We start from the raw sequence: 18,291 nt of genomic DNA, 5'->3' as shown, positions 1-18,291 counted from the left end.
TTCTTGATTAATCGACTTTGGCGCCTGAATCTTTAATGACTTGGGCCCATTTTTTCTGATCCTTTTCTATGAAGGTGGCAAATTGGGCAGGCGTGTTTCCAATAATGTCCAGCCCGAGGGATTTAAAGCGATCTTTCACATCCTGAAGCTTTAAAACCTCACCCACTTCTTTGTAGAGGAGATCGACTACAGGTTTTGGCGTGCCGGCAGGTGCGACAATGCCAAGCCAGGGCATGGCTTCATAACCTGGCAAGCCTGATTCTGCAACGGTCGGCAGTTCAGGCGCAGATACAGAGCGCTGCGCTGTTGTCACTGCGATCGCGCGCAAGCGACCGCTCTCGAGATATGGCTTGGAGGATGCGATTGGATCGAACATCATTGAGGTCTGACCGCCAACCAGATCGGCCAGTGCCGGTGTACTGCCTTTATAAGGGATGTGCGTGATGTCCACTCCGGCCATTTTCTTGAATAGCTCAGCTTCTAGATGGGTGGATGTGCCGCTACCTGTCGAGCCATAACTGACTTTGCCGGGATTAGCTTTCAGGTATGCGATCAGATCCTGAATCGATTTGACCGGCAGGTTAGGATTGACGACAACCAGATGAATTACGGCCGCTACTTGGGTGACAGGAGTGAAGTCCTTGATCGGATCATAGTTCACCTTCGAATACAAGGACGGAGCGATCACCAGCGATGAAGCCGCCATCAGCAGGGTATATCCATCTGCAGGCGCTTTTGCGACAAATTCGGATGCAAGCATGGTGCCGGCACCCGGCTTGTTTTCGACGATAACAGTCTGGCCTAGTCTGGGTGTCAGCTTTTCGGCCAGAATCCGGGACATGACATCGGTTGCGCCACCGGGCGGGAAAGGTAGTATCAATTTGATCGGCTTGTTCGGATAGGTTTGTGCCACAACAGGCGCGATCGCTGCAGCAGCGAGAGCCAGGCCGGAAAGCAAACGTGTGATGTAACGCATATTGAGTCTCCAGTTAAATGTAAATCTGTTTTTTCTGTTGATGATGCTATGTGGATCCGGTTATTCGATAACAATCAACGCATCGATAGCAGATGCGCCATGTCCTGATTCATGCACAAGCAGCGGATTGATTTCAAGCTCCCGAATATTCAAAAACGCGTTGAATGACTCAGAAACAGCTTGCATGGTTTGCATGACTGCACCTTTGTCCGCAAGCGGTCGGCCTCGGTATCCATCCAGAAGCGGATAGGCTTTCAGTTCCTGAAGCATTTGATGCGCAATATCTTCGTCTACAGGCAAGATGCGGTGAGATACATCCCGATAGATTTCAGTGAGCACGCCTCCAAGGCCAACAGTCATCACCGGCCCGAACACTTGATCCGTTGTAATCCCGATAATTAATTCAGCTACCCCTTTTTTCATTGGCTGAACAAGAACCCCGTCGATTTGCGCGTCCGGTTTGGCGCGAGTGACTCGACTGAGAATGTCTGAAGTCGCTTCAGATACCGCCAGCGCCGAATCCAGCCCGAGTTTGATCGCATTGAGCTCTGTCTTATGCGGTACGTCGGCGCTGAGGATTTTTACGACAACCGGGTACCCGATTGTGTCGGCTGCCTTGATTGCTTCTTCAGGTCCGGTTGCTGTAAGTTCATTGATGGGTGGCAGTCCGAACTTAGACAACAACTTTCTGGTTTCATGTTCGTTGAGTTTTTTATCGATGCGACCTTTTGAATGCGTCGATAGTGTCGCTTGCTCGTTCAAGTCAAACCATTTCAACGCTGCGTCCCGCCTTTCAAGCCATTGGCAAAAGGGTCCAAGAGCTTGAATGCTACGCCCCACATCGTCGAATACGGCTACGCCGGATGCCGTCAGTTTGTCGCGACATGTCGCCTTGCCTGTATCGACCGCAACGATCAACCTATCCGTCTTTGCTGCGATTTCGATCAGATATTCGCTCATTCGGTCCAGAAGGTAGCCCGGGGCGGTCACGACCAATACATCGACATTGGGCGATGTGGCTAATGTAGTCAAGGCCGATCTTGCGAATTCGGGCGTATTGACTAAATTGCCGGTGACATCGATCGGGTTCGAGACCATGCCATAGTCGGGTATGCCGGCGCGCAATGCCATTTGTTCTTCTGTAGACAGATTGGGAACTTCCAGTCCGGCCAAAATGCATTTGTCGGCAAGAATGGCTCCCATGGCGCCCGACATGGTCACGATCGCTACGCGTTTACCGCCTTTGCGATGCTTGAATTTGGCCAGATAGGCCAAATTGACCATTTGAGCGAAATCGTTCGATGCAATCACGTTCATCTGCGCGAATGCGGATCGATACACGTCCATATTGCCAGCCAAAGCTGACGTGTGCGACTGAACCGCTTCCGATCCTTTATCGGTTTCGCCCGCTTTATACAGGATGAGTGGTTTTTGCTGTTTGGCAAATTGATGTGCCGCGCGGATAAAACCGGATCCGTCGCGCAGTTGTTCGATATACCCGAGCACGCAGTCTGTATTGGGATCTTGCGCCATATACCCCAGATATTCAGAGTATTCGACGCATGCTTCGTTGCCGGTGTTGATAAAGTGACTGAATTGAATGCCACGCTCGCGTCCCATTGCGAAAAGCGCCGAACACACATTACCGCTTTGTGTCAGAACGGCTGTCGATCCAGGTCCGGATTGTGGTGGAACCATCTTGAAAATGGACGCAAAGGCGGTATATGCATGTGAATTCAGGTTGGCGAATCCCATGCAATTCGGTCCTGCCACCACCATGCCACTTTGAGAAACGAATTCTTCCATTTCTTTTTGCAGAGCCAATCCTTTGGCCCCAGCCTCGGCAAAGCCGGCTGCGTAAACAATTGCAGCCCGGATTCCGCGATTATGGCAACGCTTGAGCATGGGAGTGACATCATCCGCGGCAATAGCCAATACGGCCAGGTCAGGCGTGTGGGGCAGGGACTCGATATCCGGATAGCAGGTGTAGCCGAACATGTCCGAATATTTGGGATTGACCGGATAGACCTGACCCTTGAATCCGAAGTGGCTCATCATGTCCAGCGGCATGCCACCGATGCGCCCGGGATTGTTTGTGGCGCCAATGACAGCGATAGATTGGGGGTCGAGCAGCGAACCCAAGTGTTTAGACACTTTTGGCTCCCTTTTGAATGGCTTTGGCCAGGCCTTGATCGCGCAATGTTTTGAACTCCTCAGTCATATGGCTGAGCTGGTGGGTGTCGAAATGAGCGGAAAGCGATTCGCGAAGTCCTTGTGCGTCGAGTGTGCGATTCAGTGATTTTTTCGTGAGCTTCAGGCCGAATGGAGCGGCTTGTGCGATCTTTTGAGCCATTTCCATCGTTGCCGATTCCAGTTCCGCGCGCGGGACCACGCGATTGATCATGCCGATTTCCTTTGCATCTTGCGCGGTCAGTCTCATGCCGGTGTAGAGAAATTCCTTGGCTTTACGCAATCCCATGACCCAGGGGTGGATCAGAACCTCGACTGCGGCCGTTGCAAGGGTTTGTCCGACCGGATCCGAGAAAAAAGCATCATCCGATGCAACGATCAGGTCGCACATGTTGGCGATCATGAAACCACCCGCCACACAGGCGCCTTGAACTTGAGCAATTACGGGCTTTGGAAAATCCCAGATACGCATGCAGTAATCGAAATAACGAAGCTCTTCATATGCCCAGCGTTGTTCGACGGTAAAGTTTGCGCGTTTTTCCTGCGCTTCTTTTAGGTCATGGCCCGCGGAAAAGTGATCTCCTTTGCCGGCGATGATGACAACTCGGACGGAATCATCCTTTTGAGCCGCAGTCAGCGCGGCATCCAGTTCATCAAGTAACTGCTGGCTTTGTGCATTGCGTTGTTGTGGCCGATTGAGACTGATGGTGCAGACCGGACCGTTTTGTTCGGTCATGATGAATTCGTAGCTCATGTTGTCTTCCTGTATTGAATTGATTACTCATTGCTTTTGGTTAACTCTAATCAGATAATTCTCATCAGGAAACAATAAACTCTTAAATTTCCCATAATATGGACATAATTAAAAATATTGACGGTGCCCAAAGCGTGCGTCGGGCGCTTGTTTTGCTCAAGCTTTTGGCATCGCAGCATGAGACGGGCATGCGTCTGTCCGATATCGTGGTGTCGAGCGGGCTGGTCAGATCAACTGCGCATCGGCTTTTGACTTGCCTGATTGAAGAAGGGTTTGTCGAGAAGGACGCATCGGGCAAACGCTATCGTCTCGGATTGCAGGCGATGCAATTGGGATTCGCCGTCATGAACCGCATGCCGTTGCTTGAAAAATTTCGCCCCATTATGCAAAAACTGGCTCGCCTGTCCGGGGACACGGTATTTCTGGTGATCCGGCAGGGCGATGAGGCGTTGTGTCTACATCGCGAGACTGGATCGTTTCCTGTCAAGGTGTTCACGATCGATGTCGGCGAGCGAAGATTAATCGGTGTGGGGGCGGGCGGTTTGGCCATGCTGGCGGGTTTGGATGATGAAGAAATAGAACAGATCTACGCGCGTCACCAGCAAGAGTATCTACAAGCGGGGCTGAGCGTGTCTCAGTTGCGCAAAGCAATTAAAAACACAAGGAAAAACGGTTTTTCCGAAACAGTCGATTCGATCACGCATGGTGTCGCAGGGGTAGGGGCTGCGATTCCTGTTGGTTTCGGCATGCAGGCCGCGCTGAGCTTCGGGGCAATCGCAAGCAGAATGGATGTTGGCAGGCGCAGAGAGTTATCGAAGATTTTGGTGGATGCGATAAAGTAAACTCAGGTCATCATTTCTGAGACTTTGCGTTGCAACGTATGCCACAAACACACATTCGCCCGGGTTTGATCGTCTTGCATAGTAATTTGTCCGAAAGCCTGGCAGAGACTGTCGTGACATGGCTTTCGAACAATCCGCTGAACCCTCTGGAAGAAGAGATTTTTCTGGTTCAAAGCAATGGCATGGCGGAATGGCTCAAAATGGAGCTGGCCACGATGGGCGGGGTGTATGCCGCGACGCGTGTCGCGCTGCCCGCGAAGTTCATGTGGCAAACCTATCGTCAAGTGCTTGGCAGGGATGCGGTGCCGTCCGACTCGCCGCTGGATAAGATCCCCATGACCTGGCGGGTCATGAAGCTGCTGCCAACATTGTTGAGTGATCCCGACTTTGAGCCGATCGATGGGTTCCTGAAAGCAGACGAACCCGATCGCCAGTTGCAGCTTGCGGCAAGGCTTGCCGATCAGTTCGATCAGTACCAGATTTATCGTGCCGATTGGCTTGAAGCCTGGGCAAGTGGTCGCGACGTTCTGATACTGGGTGATGGTTCAGAAAGGGATCTGCCACCTGATCAGCGTTGGCAGCCCAAACTCTGGCGAGCATTGTTAGGTACGTTGAGCGAACCGGAACAAGAGGTGATTCGTCCGCGTTTGCATCGCAAAGTGCTCGATCGGTTAATGCAGTCAGATACGGTTAAAGCTAAAGTCGCGCGTCGTGTCGTGGTGTTTTGTGTCAGTCAGTTCCCATTGTCCAGTTTGAAAGAGTTGGCTGCCTTGAGCCGACATGCGCAGGTGATTCTTGCAGTGTTTAATCCCTGTCGGCATTATTGGGGCGACATTATTGAAGGTCGCGAAATGCTGCGTGCGATCCGGCGACGCCATGCCAATCGCGATGGCATTGATCTGGGCGCCATCGATATCGATCAAATGCATCTCAAGGCCAATGCATTATTGGCGTCCTGGGGTCGTCAAAGCAGGGATTTCATTCGTCAGCTTGATGAATTCGACGATGCCACACAAACACGCCTTCAGTTTGCCAGTCTGAAACTCGATTTGTTTGACGATACGGCTGTCAATCAAGGGAGCATGCTGCAACGGATTCAGCGCCAGATTCGTGATCTTGAACCTACTCCGCCTAGTCCGGACACGCACGCGATTGCGCGGCAGGATCGCTCAATCGTGTTTCATGTGGCTCATAGCAAGGTACGTGAAATTGAGATTTTGCACGATTGCTTGCTTCAGTATCTGTCCCAACCCTCAACGGATGGCAAGAAATTACAGCCACGCGATATCGTCGTGATGGTTCCCGATATCGAACAAATGGCACCGGCCATACGTGCCGTGTTCGGACAGTACAAGCGTACCGATCAGAGATTTATTCCCTTCGATATCTCCGACCTCGGCGCTCAAGCGGATAGTCCGCTGATTAGCGCTGTCGAGTGGCTATTGCGCATTCCGCAACAACGCACCCGATTAAGTGAATTGATCGATTTGCTTGAAGTCCCTGCGATTGCAGGTCGTTTCGGCATCAGTCAGGATGCGTTGCCAAAATTGGTCGCATGGATGGAAGGATCCGGTATACGCTGGGGATTGAATCAGGGGCAACGCCATGATTTGCAGCTTGATGCCTGTGGTGAGCAAAATACCGCATTATTTGGTTTGCAACGCATGTTGCTTGGGTATTGCAGCGGCTCGCTCGCAGGGTTGACGGATGACAACAGCTTTAACGGAATCGATCCGTATGTCGAAGTCGGTGGACTCGAGGCTGAACTAGCAGGCTCGTTGGCGCATTTTCTGAAAACACTGACCGACTGGTGGACTATCGCGCGCGTCGTTGCCACACCCGACGAATGGGTTCAACGCGGTCGGCAGTTATTGACGAGTCTCGTGAGTGCTAAAGAAGAAACGGATAAACAGGCGATAAGCGCATTGAATGCGGCATTGAACGTCTGGCAGCGTGCCTGCGAACAAGCTGACTATGTCCAACAGGTACCACTGAGTGTTGCCCGTGCATCTTGGCTTGAGGCGCTAGACCGACCGACCTTGAATCGACGTTTCAGGGCGGGAGGGGTGACCTTTTGCTCGCTAATGCCAATGCGGGTGATTCCGTTTGAAGTGGTTTGCCTGCTTGGCATGAACGAAGGAGACTATCCGCGCGCCTCAGTGCGAAGCGACTTTGACTTGATGAAACTAAAAGGCGTGGGACGTCCGGGCGATCGCTCGCGGCGCGAAGATGATCGCCAACTGCTACTGGAAGCGGTGCTTTCGGCACGCAGAACGCTTTATGTGAGTTGGACCGGAAAAAGTGTCAAAGACAACAGTGATCAACCTCCATCGGTCTTGATAGCGCAGTTACGTGATTATCTTCAAGCACATTGGGGTAATGATTGCGTCGACTCTCGTACAACTTTTCATCCGCTTCAACCTTTTAGTCGAAAGTATTTCGAGCCGGACTCAGGATTGAGAACTTATGCGTCCGAATGGCGTGCGGCTCACTCTGTACAGCTAGATGAACAATTAACGCTTGGAGCGACGCAGGATGATTGGAAACGAGGCGATCTTTTTTCTACTCGTGCGCCGGACAGTCTTCCGACTTTAACGATTCAGCAGTTAGTGACGTTCTTGCGCAACCCTGTAAAAGCATTTTTCAGGCAGAGCCTAAGTGTTGTATTCGATCATCAGCAAGAGCAGGATTTTGATGACGAACCGTTTGGTATCGATCATCTGGAAAGATACTATTTCGTTCAAGAATTGCTTGCTGATTGTCCTGCCGATCTTGACGCGGATTCGATAGGCTCTTTTGTCGATAGCCGTCTTGCGCAAATGCGCAGGGCAGGCCGATTGCCTCCCCAGGTGCTCGGTGAGCTTGTGCAGCATGATCTCGAGCAGGTTTTAAAAATGATTTTGGGTAGTCTGGTGATCGAAAAATCCAGATGCGGCATTGAAGCGCCACGTCGTTCTGTCAGGACGTCACATGATGGTGTGGTGCTGGAAGACTGGTTGCATCATTTGCATGAACCGGGCGCTGAGATGCAGGGCGAAGAAGTTGAGGCAGTCGGACTGAGTGTGGAGTCAGGAAAGCTTTGCGAACAATCGTATTCGACCAAGAAGTCTTCGGTCAGGCCCGATAGATTACTGAATGCTTGGGTTATGAGCCTGGTGGCCGCTAGTTGCGATGTCAAATTGCGACAGGTGATCGTTGGGAGAGATGTTGTAGCCTACATTCAACCCGTTAATAAAGAGCTTGCTAAACAAGTTCTGGATATGCTGATGTCGTTGTGGAAGATTGGGATGGCTCGCCCGGTTCCTTTGCCGTTAAAAACCGCGATTGCTTATGCAATTGCAAGTGCGAAGTCTACGCAGGACAATCCTGTTAAAAGACCCAAGCCCGCAGTCGATGCCTATGAAGGACAGGAAAGCTTCAGTGGCGGGGATCCGAAGCCTGGTGAAAATCAGGAGATGTGTCTGAGCCGTGAATATCCGGATTTTGACGCTTTGCTTGAAACTGATTTTGTGACGCTAGCGCCTCGAATCTATCAACCACTGATTGACTGGTGCGCGTTGTGCGTAACGACTCATCCGCATGCATCCGGTTTTTCAACCGATGATGATCATGCTGAAGATGCGATCGGAGAGTCATCATGACTATTCGTGATGAATCGATTGACTTGCAGGACTTGAAGCCTTTGACGTTTCCGCTATTTGGAAGCCGTCTGATTGAAGCGAGCGCGGGTACTGGCAAGACTTGGACGATCGCTGCGCTATACGTGCGGTTGGTTCTTGGGCATGATCCCGATTTGGGCAATGAACAAAATTTTTCGAAGGCTAGATTGCCTTCCGAGATTCTGGTGATGACTTTTACCAGAGCGGCCACGCGCGAACTGTCCGAACGGATCAGGGGGCGACTGATTGAAGCGGTCAGGTACTTTAGGGAAGAAACCCAGGCGAGACAAGAAGACGATTTTCTAATTTCATTGCGTCATGACTATCCGTCAGGTAAATCACGCGATCAGGCTTCCTGGCGACTAGCCATGGCGGCTGAAAGTATGGACGAAGCTGCAGTTCATACGATTGATGCCTGGTGTCAACGCATGCTTAAGGAGCATGCCTTCGATAGTGGTTGCCTGTTCGATGAAGAATTGGTCGCCGATGAGGATTTATTGCGTATAGAAGCTTGTCAGGACTATTGGCGGCAGCAATGTTATCCCTTGAGTGTAGATCATTTGAGTACAGTTTTGTCTGTCTGGCCGAGTGTCAATGCCTTGATCGGGGATATGAAATATTTGCTGGATAAAGACGTTCAGGACGATATTGGACTGGATTCGATCGAGGCAAGAATCGATGCTGCAGTTGCAAAGAGAAATCATGAATTAGGGCAGCTTAAGTCTGTCTGGCGCACAAATGCCCGGGCGATGCTGGAGTGGCTCAATGGTCAGATCGATAATCCTGTATTAAAAAAAGGCTGGAACACAAGAAGTTTGAAGAAACCCAGCTACACCGGATGGCTAAATTCATTAATTGCGTGGTGCGATGATCCGGATGCATTTAAAGAGCCGACCCTCAAGACCGGGTGGGACAGGTTTACTCCGAAGGGAATGGAAGAGGTTAGAGTCGTTGGCTCCGGTCCGTATGAGTTGCCTGCCGAGTTCAAGGCTTTTGGCGAACTGCGTGAAGACATCGAGTTTGTAAATGATATTAAAGCACCGTTGCGTCGTCATGCCGCCCTCTGGATTTCGGTGCGACTAGCCAAACTCAAGCGTGAAGCAGGCACCTTTGGTTTTGCCGACATGCTTTACAGATTGGATCGTGCATTGTCGACACCGGCCAGTGGCGAACGATTGCGTCAGAGGATTTTGTCTCAATATCCCGTTGCGCTGATCGACGAGTTTCAGGATACATCGCCACTTCAGTTCAATATTTTTGATCAGATTTATCGTGCCAGTTCGAACAGTGATCAAACTGCATTGCTGCTGATCGGTGACCCCAAACAATCGATTTACGGTTTCAGGGGGGCTGATATTTATAGTTACATCAAGGCTCGTCAAGCGACCAAGGGTCGGCAGTATGTGTTGAAGACCAATTATCGCTCGACCCATGCTGTGGTGAATGTGGTGAACCGGCTTTTTAGCCGAGTGGATCGCCATCCGAATCGCCCGGACGGCGCCTTTTTGTTTAAAAGATTTCCGGGCAATCCGTTGCCGTTTGTCGATGTACAGGCAAATGGGCGTGCTGAATATTTTGTAGATTCAACGGGCATGGTTCCCGCACTCACTTTAGTGCATTCGCTGACTGATCTGCAGTCGGCAGATCAATTGCGCGACAACTTTTCGGCGCTATGCGCCGAGCAGATTGTTGGTTGGCTCAATGATGCGCAGGCTGGATTTGCCGAAGACGGCAAGAAAACAGTTCCGCTTCGTCCCAAGGATATCGCGGTTCTGGTCAGAACAGGCAAAGAAGCTGCTGCGGTTCGCAAACATTTAAGTAGAAGAGGCGTCTCGTCGGTATACCTATCGGACAAAGATTCCGTATTTAATAGTCCTGAGGCACGAGATCTTTATTTCTGGTTGCAAGCTGTTTCCATGCCCGGAAATGTCCGTTTTGTTCGGGCTGCTTTGGCCACGCGCATGATCGGATTTTCGCTTGCTGATCTTCAAAATCTCGCGCAGGACGAAGAGGCCTTCGATACTCAGGCCGAGCGCTTGCGTGATTTGCAATCCGTCTGGCAGTCGCAGGGTGTGCTTGCCATGTTGCGACGGACATTGCATCAATTCGATCTGCCGTCGCGCTGGCTGAAAGAATCCGAAGGCGAGCGCAGTCTCACTAATTTCTTGCATTTGTCCGAATTGCTGCAGTCGGCAAGCACTCATCTGGAGGGCGAGCAGGCTTTGATTCGCTGGTTTAAAACCGAAATGGAAGAGCAGTCTCAAGCGAGCGAGGATCAGATCGTTCGTCTTGAGAGCGATGAGGATTTGGTAAAAGTCATTACGATACATAAAAGTAAAGGCTTGGAATATCAGGTCGTGCTGCTGCCTTTTGTGACAAGCTTTCGGGCCGCAAAAAAGGAAGATTCCAGCTTCATGGATGTGCCTGATGAGCAGGGAAAGCGCAATCTGATTCTCAAGTTGAATTCAGAAATGACTGAACGGGCTGATCGTGAAAGACTGAAGGAAGATCTGCGACTCCTGTACGTTGGCCTGACGCGTGCACGCCATGCTTTGTGGGTTGGATTTTCGGCTGTTAAATTTCGAAATACAAAAACGTGTATCTCTCATCAAAGTGCGATCGGATATTTGTTGAATGGTGGCCATGAAATTGACGAGCCAGCCAAGTGGATTGAACCGCTGGAAGCCTTTGTGCAAGATATAAGCGATCACGTGCCTGTAGCATCTGAGTGGGTAAGATTGGTTCCGGCTTCACCCCAAATTGCGTTAACCCGTTTGGTCCGGAAATCGGATCAGGTTGGCTTGCTTGAACATCCGCCTTACCGTTGCGATTTTGATAAAAACTGGTCGATCGGCAGTTTTTCACGGCTGACGAAAGATATCGTTCCGCTGAAAACACAGCTGTCGGCATTGCAAATAGCTCAACCTGCCGATGACGAGTCGGATCAGGACAGTGATGCAGATGTGGATGCCTTGTCGATACTGATGCCTGTCATTCAGACTGCTGGGCAGGGTAGTCATGCTATTCGCCATGTTTTTCACAAAGGTCCGATAGCCGGGAATTTTTTGCATGATCAGCTCGAATGGCTCGCAGGCGAAAAGTTCGCATTAGCCGATGACATTGACCTGCAGGGCAGGTTAAAGCGGCGTTGCGAAAGATTCGGTTATGACAGGCATGCGGATGGCCTTGTCGAGTGGCTGTCGGCAATCGTTCAAACCGTATTGCCTGGTCCGAATGCGTCACTCAACGTTCTGGAACAGGTATTGCCCGAGATGGAATTCTGGTTACCTACATCGTTAATTCAAACTCCCTTGTTGGATGAGTTGTGCCGCAAGCATTTACTGAATGGTCACGCACGATCTTCATTGCCTGATCGTGAATTGCACGGCATGTTGATGGGGTATGCAGATCTAGTGTTTGAGCACAATGGCAAATTCTGGGTGCTGGACTACAAATCGAATTATCTCGGCAAAGATGACTTGGCCTACGATTTTGCGGCAATGGAGAAATCAATGGCCGAGCATCGTTATGATATGCAGGCGGCTTTGTATATGCTGTCGTTGCACCGGTTGCTTAAAAAACGCTTGGGTGATCGTTATGATCCCTTTGTTCACATGGGAGGTGCTGTTTATCTGTTTTTACGGGGTATAAATGGCCCTTCTCAAGGGACATATGTCGTGCCGCCATCGGTCGATATGTTGCTTGAGCTTGATGCCATGCTTGGCGAAACGGAAGGATCGGCATCATGATTGTTTCAATGCTGAATGACGATGTTCAGATTGAGGCAATGTCTTGCCTGCAGATCCTGTCGAGCTGGTCTGACAAGAAATGGATCAGGCGACTGGATAGCGCGCTTGCTGAATTCATTTTTGAACAGGATTCGGGTGAGACTTCAGATGCTTTGTTGGTCGGTGCGGCCATGCTTGCCTATTTTGAAGGACACGGGCATACCTGTTTGCCGCTGCGTCCGCTGATCTCGAGTCCGGATGCTTTATTGGGATGGCCTGAGGATCGTCAGCATGAGTTGAATTCTCTTTGGTCAAGATTGCCATCCGCCATGGCCGAATGGGTTGAACAGATCTTGATGAGTACTTGCGTGCAATCTTTGATTGACGTTTCCATGCCGGATGTCACTGCACCGACTGATCAGTCCGTTGCGTCACGGCCGCTCGTGTTAGCAGGTACGCATGATGAACCCGTCCTGTATCTGCGTCGTTATTGGAATCACGAGCAATTTGTTTTCCAAGAGATCGTGCGGCGCGTGGGAGAAGCCCGAAATGTGGATGAATTGCGTGCCGCCACGATACTATCGCGTCTTTTTGATTCCGGCATAGCAGAGGATGATTTATCCGAGGCATCTCGGTTTGACTGGCAAAAGTTTGCCTGCGCAGTTGCGTTGCGATCATCGTTCACAGTCATCACGGGTGGTCCCGGTACAGGCAAAACCTATACGGCTGCACGGTTGCTCGCGACCTTGTTTGCAGTTGATTCAGCACCGGATCGTTTGAAGATCGCACTGGCGGCTCCGACCGGTAAGGCGGCCGCCCGTTTGCGCCAGTCGATCGACAAGGCTCTTGAAGAGTTAGTTCAACAGGTTGGCGATGGCTTGGATCTAACTGAATTAGCCCGTCGAATCGGTGCCGCTAAAACATTGCATGCTTTGCTGGGAGCGTCGTCCGATTCGCGTCAGTTCAGGTACAACGCCAGTAACCAGCTTGATCTCGATGTTTTGATTGTGGATGAGGCATCGATGATTCACCTTGAAATGATGTCTGCGTTGTTGCAGGCGTTACCGCCATCAACCAGATTGATTTTGTTGGGTGACAAAGATCAATTGGATTCCGTGGAGGCGGGAGCGGTGATGGGGGATTTGACCCGCGAGGCGATCAAGGGATCCTACAGTGCGCAAACCGCACGTTATGCATGGGCGGTGACGCAACAGAGAATACCTGATTCGTTTTGCGCCATGGGTTCCGGTTCTCCATTACTAGCGCAGCAAATCGTTATGTTGCGTGAAAGTCGACGCTTTGGTGCCTCGATTGGACAGCTTGCTTTATCAGTCAATTCAGGTCATTGCGAAATGGCTGTTGATTTGCTTGAAAGGGATTCGCTGCAAACGGTGTTGGCGTTGGCGAGTTCGACTATCAGTGACGTACTGGATTTGGGTGTGCGTGGCCGACCCGGCGCCAAACCTTGTTTCGCAGATTATCTCAATGAAATCAAGCAATGGAATGCATTCAAAGATAAAAATCCAGATACCCACCAAGCCTGGATTAAACGTGTTTTAAATGCCTTTGATCAATTCAGGGTACTGTGCGCTGTCAATCAGGGAGACTGGGGCACTGTCGCAATTAATTACTCCATGCTTAATGCGCTTGAACAGGCCGGACTACTGAACACCGGTAAGACTGGCAAAGAGTGGTTTGCCGGACGGCCTATCATGGTGACACGTAATGATCCTGATTTGGGTGTTTATAACGGCGATGTCGGTGTTGTGCTGCCGAGTTTGCGGCGTGTTGAGGGTGATAAGGGTGCTTTTGCCCTGCGTGCCTATTTTCTGGATGGCGACCAGCTGCGATCAGTATCCGTCAGCCGTCTGGCGCATGTCGAAACGGCATTTGCGATGACTGTTCATAAAAGCCAGGGATCCGAGTACCGACATGTCGCTCTGGTTCTACCTCCCGGACGCAATGAGCATTTGAGTCGGGAACTGATTTATACCGGTATTACGCGTGCGCGCGAGTACTTAACTATTTTCGAAGGGCAGGCCGGATCGTTTAAACAGGCTGTTGCTCGTGCATCGGGTCGCACGAGCGGCTTAGGCAGTGCTTTGGGCAGTGCGTAAAGGCTAGAGCGCCTCAAGCTCGGCTTGCAGTTCGAGCCAGACTTCTTCGAGTTGAGCGATGCGCTTGGTGAGTTCGCCATGTTCGGCCAGTTTGGATACTCTTTCCTGGCGACGCGAGTCCGAATACAGATCCGGATCGGCGATATCCGCATCCAGCTCTTTCAGACGGCTTTGCGCTTGTTCAAGCTCTTTTTCGACCTTGACCAGTTTGGCGTCAATGGGTTTACGCAGCTGCGATATTCTTTGACGCTCAAGGGCTTCATCCTTTTTCTGCTGCTTACGATCAACTGCTGTCATGCCCGATGCACCGCCATCAGTTCCATCCGGGACACCAGACTGATCGTTAGCGCTTTGCTTGAGTTGCTGCTTGATCAGCTGATCGTCCCTGCGAGTGTTTGCTTGACGCTGTGCCAGCCAGTCACGGTAATCTTCCAGATCACCGTCAAAAGGTTGTACTTTGCCGTCGGCCACAATCCAGAAGGTGTCAACTGTTGTGCGTAGCAGATGCCTGTCGTGCGAGACCAGCAACATGCTGCCGCCGAATTCGGCCAGTGCCGTTGTCAGGGCTTCGCGGGTTTCGACATCCAAATGGTTACTCGGTTCATCTAGCAACAGCAGATTGGGCTTTTGCCAAACGATCAACGACAAGGCAAGACGTGCCTTTTCACCGCCCGACATGGGGGCGACTTTATCCATCACGCGTTCACCGCCAAAACCGAATCCGCCAAGATAGTTGCGTAGTTCTTGTTCGCGTGTCTCCGGAGCAAGTCTGGCTAAATGTTGCAGTGGGCTGCTGTCTAGGTCCAGCATGTCTAGCTGGTGCTGGGCGAAGTAACCGACTTTAAGGCCTTTGGAAGCTATCCGGCTTCCGGCCTGTACGTCGAGCTCACCCGCCAGAGTTTTAACCAGCGTGCTTTTGCCTGCGCCGTTGACACCGAGAATGCCGATCCGATCGCCACCTCTGACCATCAGGCGCACATCGCGCAAAATGGGAATGGTTTGTCCCTCATCAGTCATGTAACCCGCTTGCATATCATCAAGCACCAGCAAGGGGTCGGGCATGTCTTCAGGGGAGGGAATGCGTATATCGATTCCGGCTTCCGCATGTATGGGTGCGAGCTGTTCCATTCTGGCGAGCGCCTTGACGCGGCTTTGCGCCTGCTTGGCTTTGGAAGCCTTGGCTTTGAAGCGATCGATAAACCCTTGCAGTCTTGCTGCTTCGCGCGTTTGGCGCTCCCAGGCGATTTTGCCTTGACGCAGTCGCTCGGCCCGCTGAATCACAAAATCCTGATAGCCACCTTTATATCGATTCAGTTTGCCCTGATCGAAATGAAGGACGGTCTGCGCAACCGCATCCAAAAATTCCGTATCGTGAGAGATCAGCAATACCGTACCTTTATAGGCTGCGAGCCAGCGCTCAAGCCACAGCATGGCGTCCAGATCCAGGTGGTTGGTCGGCTCGTCAAGCAAGAGTAATTCAGAGGGGGCCATCAGCGCGCGTGCAAGGGCAAGCCTCATGCGCCACCCGCCGGAAAAGCTATCGACCGGATGAGACCATTGCTCGGGCGTAAAGCCCAGTCCGGCCAGTAATTGTTCGGCTCGCGAATTGGCTGTCCACGCGCCTGCCTCAATCAACTCGGATTCGAGTTCAGCGATTTTCGACCCATGATGTTCTTGATCGAGAAGGCTTCTTTCTTTTTGCAATTGACGCAAATGCACATCGCCATCAATGACGAATTCACGCGCAGGTATCGAACAGGATGCAATCTCTTGCTGCACGCTGGCCACGCGCCACCCGGCAGGCACAGTCAGATTGCCTGCATCGGCGTCGATCTCCTGTTGGAGCAGTGCGAATAAAGTGGACTTGCCGGCGCCGTTTTTACCGACAAATCCGACACGCTCTCCGGGGTGCACGACAAAATCCGCTTGATCCAGCAGCACCTTGGTGCCACGCCGGACAGTCAATCCAGAGGCGCGAATCACGATGCCAGTTGCTCGCGGGTGAGCAAGAGAATCTGATCCGACGCTTCGGCAGTATCCAGCCAGATCGGATCCAGTTCGGGAAACGCTTCTTCGAAAAAGTGTTTCTCGTGACCGATTTCAATCACTAGCACGCCGTTTTCATTCAGGTGCTCAGCAGCCTGATCGATAATGGTTCGCACCAGATCCATGCCATCGTCGCCGCCTGCCAGAGCCAGAGAGGGCTCGTGGCGGTATTCTTCAGGCAGTCTGGTCATCGACTCGCTATTGACGTAGGGAGGGTTGCTGATGATCAAATCGTATGTCGTACCAGCAGGCAGCGGATCATATAGACTGCCATGATGCAGGTTCAGTCGATCACTCAGCGCGTGTTCACGCACATTGATTCTGGCAACATCAATCGCATCTTGCGAGATGTCGGTCGCATCGACTAGCGCATCCGGAAACTGATGTGCTGCGATGATGGCCAGACACCCCGATCCCGTGCATAAATCCAGCACGCTGGTGACCGCATACGGGTCGGTAATCCAGGGTTCGAGATGTTGCATCAGCAGCTCTGCAATTGGCGAACGCGGAACGATTACACGCTCATCAACATGGAATCGATAGCCTTGCAACCAGGACTCTTTAGTCAGGTACGGTGCAGGCAGACGTCGATCACATCGCTGATCGATCAGATGAAGCGCGCGTTGCCGCTCTTCGGGCAATACGCGTGCATCCATAAAAGGGTCGAGTTGATCGGGTGGAAGATGCAGTGCGTGCAATACCAGATAGACTGCTTCATCCCAGGCATTATCTGAGCCGTGGCCGAAAAACAGTTTGGCCGCGTTAAAGCGCGATACAGCGTATCGAATCAGATCGCGAACAGTCAGGAGTGTGTCGCGAGAAGCATGTGAATGATCAAGCATCGGGTAAAAGAGTTTCGATGGTGCGGCGATAGATATTTTTCAACGGGTCGATATCGGCAAGCAGGATGTTTTCGTTGACTTTATGAATCGTGTCGTTAACTGGCCCGAATTCGATCACTTCGTTGCAGATCGATGCGATGAATCGACCGTCTGACGTGCCGCCTGTGGTGGACAATTCGGTTTGAACGCCTGTTTCGGCCTGTATGGCATCGGACAGCGCGGCGCTAAGCGTGCCGCGTGGCGTCAGGAAGGGCGAACCGCCAAGCGTCCAGTTCAGTTCGTATTCCAGTTTGTGCTTATCGAGCACGGCATGGATTTTGTTTTTGATTTGCTCGGGCGTCGATGCCGTGGCAAAACGCAGGTTGAAGTCGATAATGAATTCACCTGGGATGATGTTGGTTGCACCCGTGCCGGCATGCGCGTTCGAAATCTGGAATGTCGTAGGCGGAAAATATTCGTTGCCCTGATCCCATTGCACTTGCGCAAGCTCGGCCAATGCAGCCGAGGCATCGTGAACCGGGTTGCGCGCCAGATGCGGATAAGCCACGTGTCCCTGAATGCCTTTGACTGTTAGCTTGCCCGAGAGCGATCCACGACGACCGTTCTTGATGACATCGCCCAGCTTATCGACTGAGGTTGGCTCACCGACGATGCAGTAATCCAGACGCTCTTCACGCGCCCGCAAGGCATCACAGACGATGACTGTGCCATGCACGGCAGGGCCTTCTTCATCAGATGTCAGTAGCAGGGCGATTGAGCCCGTGTGGTTCGGGTGCGCAGCAACGAATTCTTCGCACGCAACAACGAAAGCGGCAATGGATGATTTCATGTCAGCTGCGCCACGGCCATACAAGCGACCATCACGCTCGGTCGGGATAAATGGGTCGCTGCTCCATTTATCGGCCGGGCCGGGAGGTACGACATCCGTATGACCTGCAAAGACAAGTAGGGGACCTTCGGTGCCGCGTCTTGCCCATAAGTTAGTCACCCCACCTTCTTCATAAAACTCGGCCTTGAAACCAAGCGGCGCCAGATGCCGCATCAGCAACTCCTGGCATTGCTTGTCCTCGGGCGTGACAGAGGGACGGGTGATTAACTCTTTGACGAGGGAGAGTACGCGGCTGTCAGTCATTTCGA

Annotated in this window: 10 protein-coding genes; 4 read left to right on the top strand and 6 right to left on the bottom strand. The window is 51.8% G+C overall.

Annotated elements, in window-relative coordinates:
* Positions 1-7: 7 nt before the first annotated feature.
* Genes G3I67_RS02340 through G3I67_RS02330 form a run of 3 tightly spaced genes read right to left on the bottom strand, consistent with a single transcriptional unit; the run spans position 8 to position 3,920 of the window.
* Positions 8-976, bottom strand: a complete 969-nt coding sequence (locus G3I67_RS02340; protein WP_163651339.1) for a tripartite tricarboxylate transporter substrate binding protein — start codon at positions 974-976, stop codon at positions 8-10.
* A 60-nt stretch (positions 977-1,036) separates the two neighbouring features.
* Complete coding sequence (locus G3I67_RS02335) at positions 1,037-3,130, bottom strand: acetate--CoA ligase family protein (RefSeq protein ID WP_311197031.1); 2,094 nt, start codon at positions 3,128-3,130, stop codon at positions 1,037-1,039.
* On the bottom strand, positions 3,123-3,920 hold the full coding sequence (locus tag G3I67_RS02330; RefSeq protein WP_163651338.1) for an enoyl-CoA hydratase: 798 nt from the start codon (positions 3,918-3,920) through the stop codon (positions 3,123-3,125). The genes G3I67_RS02335 and G3I67_RS02330 overlap by 8 nt, the downstream gene beginning before the upstream one ends.
* A 98-nt stretch (positions 3,921-4,018) precedes the next feature.
* Between G3I67_RS02330 and G3I67_RS02325 the strand changes: the two genes are divergently transcribed.
* From G3I67_RS02325 to recD, 4 genes are read left to right on the top strand one after another with little or no spacing between them, the layout of a single operon-like run.
* The gene (locus G3I67_RS02325) at positions 4,019-4,762 is read left to right on the top strand and encodes an IclR family transcriptional regulator (RefSeq protein ID WP_163651337.1); all 744 of its coding nucleotides are present in this window, start codon (positions 4,019-4,021) and stop codon (positions 4,760-4,762) included.
* Positions 4,763-4,800: 38 nt separating this feature from the next.
* Positions 4,801-8,403 carry an exodeoxyribonuclease V subunit gamma gene (recC, locus tag G3I67_RS02320; RefSeq protein WP_163651336.1) on the top strand — a complete coding sequence of 1,201 codons (3,603 nt, stop codon included), beginning with the start codon at positions 4,801-4,803 and terminating at the stop codon, positions 8,401-8,403.
* Positions 8,400-12,170 (top strand): exodeoxyribonuclease V subunit beta, encoded by a 3,771-nt coding sequence (gene recB, locus G3I67_RS02315; protein WP_163651335.1) that lies wholly within the window; start codon positions 8,400-8,402, stop codon positions 12,168-12,170. Before recC ends, recB begins: the two co-directional genes overlap by 4 nt.
* Complete coding sequence (gene recD, locus G3I67_RS02310; RefSeq protein WP_163651334.1) at positions 12,167-14,266, top strand: exodeoxyribonuclease V subunit alpha; 2,100 nt, start codon at positions 12,167-12,169, stop codon at positions 14,264-14,266. Before recB ends, recD begins: the two co-directional genes overlap by 4 nt.
* Before the next feature lie 3 nt (positions 14,267-14,269).
* Here recD and G3I67_RS02305 read toward each other — a convergent pair whose 3' ends face one another.
* The 3 genes from G3I67_RS02305 to dapE are packed head-to-tail and all read right to left on the bottom strand — an operon-like array spanning position 14,270 to position 18,286.
* Complete coding sequence (locus tag G3I67_RS02305) at positions 14,270-16,249, bottom strand: ATP-binding cassette domain-containing protein (protein ID WP_311197030.1); 1,980 nt, start codon at positions 16,247-16,249, stop codon at positions 14,270-14,272.
* On the bottom strand, positions 16,246-17,154 hold the full coding sequence (gene prmB, locus G3I67_RS02300) for a 50S ribosomal protein L3 N(5)-glutamine methyltransferase (RefSeq protein ID WP_163651333.1): 909 nt from the start codon (positions 17,152-17,154) through the stop codon (positions 16,246-16,248). Before prmB ends, G3I67_RS02305 begins: the two co-directional genes overlap by 4 nt.
* Entirely contained in the window at positions 17,147-18,286 is a 1,140-nt protein-coding gene (gene dapE / locus G3I67_RS02295) for a succinyl-diaminopimelate desuccinylase (RefSeq protein WP_163651332.1), read from the bottom strand. The genes prmB and dapE overlap by 8 nt, the downstream gene beginning before the upstream one ends.
* Positions 18,287-18,291: the final 5 nt, after the last annotated feature.

Origin of the sequence: Sheuella amnicola, assembly GCF_010499255.1 — a bacterium.
Lineage (GTDB): Bacteria > Pseudomonadota > Gammaproteobacteria > Burkholderiales > Burkholderiaceae_B > Zwartia > Zwartia amnicola.
The sequence above is the reverse complement of the archived record's forward strand: the minus strand, read 5'-3'. Positions and strand labels throughout refer to the sequence as shown.